Annotated in this window: 4 protein-coding genes; 3 read left to right on the top strand and 1 reads right to left on the bottom strand. The window is 34.8% G+C overall.

The window, feature by feature from the left end; all coding sequences use genetic code 11:
- Nucleotides 1-478 precede the first annotated feature (478 nt).
- Nucleotides 479-1,072: a DUF7010 family protein gene (locus H540_RS0121820; protein WP_028402380.1), complete on the top strand. Its 594-nt coding sequence runs from the start codon at nucleotides 479-481 to the stop codon at nucleotides 1,070-1,072.
- Nucleotides 1,073-1,253: 181 nt separating this feature from the next.
- Nucleotides 1,254-1,739, top strand: coding sequence for a GNAT family N-acetyltransferase (locus H540_RS0121815; protein WP_028402379.1), 486 nt, complete (start codon nucleotides 1,254-1,256; stop codon nucleotides 1,737-1,739).
- 231 nt (nucleotides 1,740-1,970) lie between these two features.
- On the opposite strand, the gene H540_RS0121810 is transcribed toward H540_RS0121815, so the two are convergent.
- Nucleotides 1,971-2,306: a L,D-transpeptidase gene (locus H540_RS0121810; RefSeq protein ID WP_028402378.1), complete on the bottom strand. Its 336-nt coding sequence runs from the start codon at nucleotides 2,304-2,306 to the stop codon at nucleotides 1,971-1,973.
- A gap of 293 nt (nucleotides 2,307-2,599) precedes the next feature.
- Here H540_RS0121810 and H540_RS34265 point away from each other — a divergent pair.
- Nucleotides 2,600-3,240: M23 family metallopeptidase (locus tag H540_RS34265; RefSeq protein ID WP_034671675.1), on the top strand; the 641-nt coding region annotated here is incomplete at its 3' end.

The raw sequence follows: 3,240 nt of genomic DNA, 5'->3' as shown, positions 1-3,240 counted from the left end.
CGATAACACTGATTATGTGAACAAGAAATCCCTTCAGAATACAAGGTCTGAAGGGATTTTTATAGCGTCTGAGGTTCATTGACTGCCGATAATGATATGTTATGTAAACCTGACATGAATAGGATATACATCCAAATTTGTACAACAAATCGCTTCTTCCAAATGGTACAATTAGGAAAAAAGGGGGGGTGAGTCATGACAAAAAAACAGGTTGGACTAATCTGATGGGTTTAGTCTGGTTAGTAACTTTCGGGGCACTCTTATCGGCTTGTGCTAAGTTGATTCCTAACAATATTGTGTCCTTGGGAATCCTTGCTGTTGGAATTGTAATTACATTTGGAGCTTCTCTTACAGGGCTTTCCTTACTTAGAAAAAACAGATTGTAAGAACGAATAAAACCTCTCTCTGAACGGGAAGGGGTTTGTTATTTTGCCAGAATGATCAAAAAGTAGAATGGATTTGAGAAGGGAGAATTACAATGACACAAGACTCTTTACATTTAATGAAGACCAAAAATGAGTTATCAGTAGGGGGCAAAAACGGGATAGCGTTCCTATTGTCAGCTTCAATCATTTGGACAATTATCACAGTGATATTTCTACAACCAATTGAAATCTTCCAGAAGAATATTTTCATGCTATTCTCAACAGGTCTCATGTTCCCTTTATCCGTTACTATGTCAGCATTGATAAAAGCAGATTGGAAGTTTAAGCATATTCCATTAGGCAGTTTAGGACTATATTTGAATCTTGCACAACTTATTTATTTTCCCATATTGTTCTGGGCAGGCATGAAAAGTCCAAATGAAATGGTTCTTTTCTTTGCCGTAATAGTAGGGGCTCATTTCTTTCCCTATGGTTGGCTATACAATGCAAAACCCTTTTATATTATGGCCCCTGTCATTTCAATATTGATGCTTTTTGTTGGATTCAAAATAGAGGCTTCTATGCTATGGCTCATACCTATGTCTATGGTGTTACTTTTGCTCTTTTTGGTGCTGTTGCTTTACATGGATTATAAGAAAAAAGTCCAAAACAGTTCTCAACCCATACATAATAGCCTGTTAGGATAACCCAATTTTCACTTCCGATAACATTGATTTTGTAGGCTTATAGATACATTGACTTCCGATAATAATATGTTATGTAAACTTCATATGTATAGAATAGTCATTGTTCTTTATTTGATGGACGAAACAGTTTAGTGGAAGAAATAAAGTATAATAAAAGAAAAGAATAAAGGGAGAATATTTTATGGTTATTGATTTATTGAAAAACCAAGCTGACTTTATTCATGATGTTTCAAATATGATATATGAAGAATTTGTAATTAATACAGGTAGTAAAATGACTTTTGATGACGTTTTTACATATTTTTCAAACAAACACTCTCAACAATTCCCAATTACTTTAATAGCAATAGAAGAAAATGAATGTATAGGCACAGTATCAATATTTGAAAATGATTTAAAAGAACGAGAAATATATAAGCCTTGGCTTGCTTCTTTATATACAAAACCTGAACATCGTAGCAAAGGTGTAGGACAGAAATTAATAAGTGAAACATTAAAAATTGTTAAGGAATTAGATTATAAAGAATTATATTTAAGAACAGAAAATGCTTCAACTTACTATCAAAATAGAGGATGGATTTTTGTAGAAACTATTTCAGATGATAAAGGACAAGAAATAGATGTTTTTAAATTTATTCTTTACAACAACAAACTACTAAAGAGCTAGATTCCACTTTGTTAATGGTATGAGAACCTATTCTAAATAAACAAAAATAACTTCCGATAACACTGATTATGTAAACCCGAAAACCCTTCAGATCGCTGAAGGTTTTTTTGTAGTACTTTAGATACATTGACTTCTGATAATAACAGGTTATGTAAACTAATGTTCAATTTAAAAAATGGTTTAAACTAAAAATAGTAAAAATAAAAGAAAATATTGTTCTAATTTAGAACCTTATTTATGAATATGGACACGTGTTCCAATAGGAACCATTGATGATAATTTTATAACATCATGGTTATACATTCTAATACATCCATGTGATACATTCTTACCAATAGAAGAAGGGTTGTTCGTTCCATGTATTCCATAATGAGGCTTTGATAAACCCATCCACAATACCCCGAAAGGACCTCCGGGATTGCGTTGTTTATTGATAATTGTATATATTCCTGAAGGTGTTGGGGTTAACATTTTGCCAACAGCAATGGGATACACTTTTATTAACCTATCACCATCATAAAGTAATAATTGATGTTTGTTTGTGGATATATCGATCGAGCGTGCCATACGACCATCTCCTTTTTTATATGTATATTATCTTTAACTGATAAAATGATAGATAGGTTGAATTCCGATAACACTGATTATGTGAACATGAAATCCCTTCAGAACACAAGGTCTGAAGGGTATTTTTATAGAGTCTGAGATACATTGACTGCCGATAATGAGATGTTATGTAAACTTCACATGTATACGATATACAAATCATGTTGATAGATGTCCAAGCAATCTGTTGAACCCTGTATATATTGAATATGTACAAGCATCATAAAAAGTTTAATTTAGGAGGTTTTAAAAAAATGGCTTGTCCCGCACCCCCATTTACAATCATTCAGTCACCTTTTCATCTATATAAGGCTGTACCCTTTAATGTGCCAGCACAACAAATCGAATTGCGGACCCCTTGTAGTACAAACCATCCCGGTAGAGACTATACATTTAATGGTGCAAACTTCGGTACATCTGTGCGCGCTATTGAGTCAGGAATAGTGGAATATGCCATAACATCGGCAAACACAGGTAACTCGTCTTGTATATGCGTGCAGGGTGACATTAGTTGTTTACAACGGGAATGCAATCCAACTGCAGTAGGTATCTTATCGGATGGGATTATCACCGAATATGTTCACGTTGAACCATCTGTAACTCGTGGTCAGGTGATAAAGGCAGGGGATATCATTGGGCAGTTGGCACTAAGAGGCACCTTTGTTGTTCTACCTGGAGGAAACCCACTTCCTCATGTTCATATTAACCGTAAGAGAACATGGACGGGTCCAGTCTGCCAACAAGAATTCATCTGCGACTGGGGAATAGATGGTATCGATAATCGAAATCCACAAAATCCACCACCAACATGTTCAAATGGCTGGAGCTTAAATAATAATGGCGAGTGGATGTTTTGCCAAAATGGTGTGCCACAGCGAGGATGGTTCCCAGGAGC

It is taken from the genome of Ectobacillus panaciterrae DSM 19096 (assembly GCF_000430785.1).
In the GTDB taxonomy this organism is placed as follows: Bacteria; Bacillota; Bacilli; order Bacillales; family Bacillaceae_G; genus Ectobacillus; species Ectobacillus panaciterrae.
Note: the sequence above shows the minus strand (reverse complement) of the source record. Positions and strands in the feature narration are given on the sequence as shown.

Coding starts and splice junctions, on each gene's coding strand:
- H540_RS0121815 (WP_028402379.1), top strand. CDS start 1,254: ATGGTTATTGATTTATTGAAAAACCAAGCTGACTTTATTCATGATGTT.
- H540_RS0121810 (WP_028402378.1), bottom strand. CDS start 2,306: ATGGCACGCTCGATCGATATATCCACAAACAAACATCAATTATTACTT.
- H540_RS0121820 (WP_028402380.1), top strand. CDS start 479: ATGACACAAGACTCTTTACATTTAATGAAGACCAAAAATGAGTTATCA.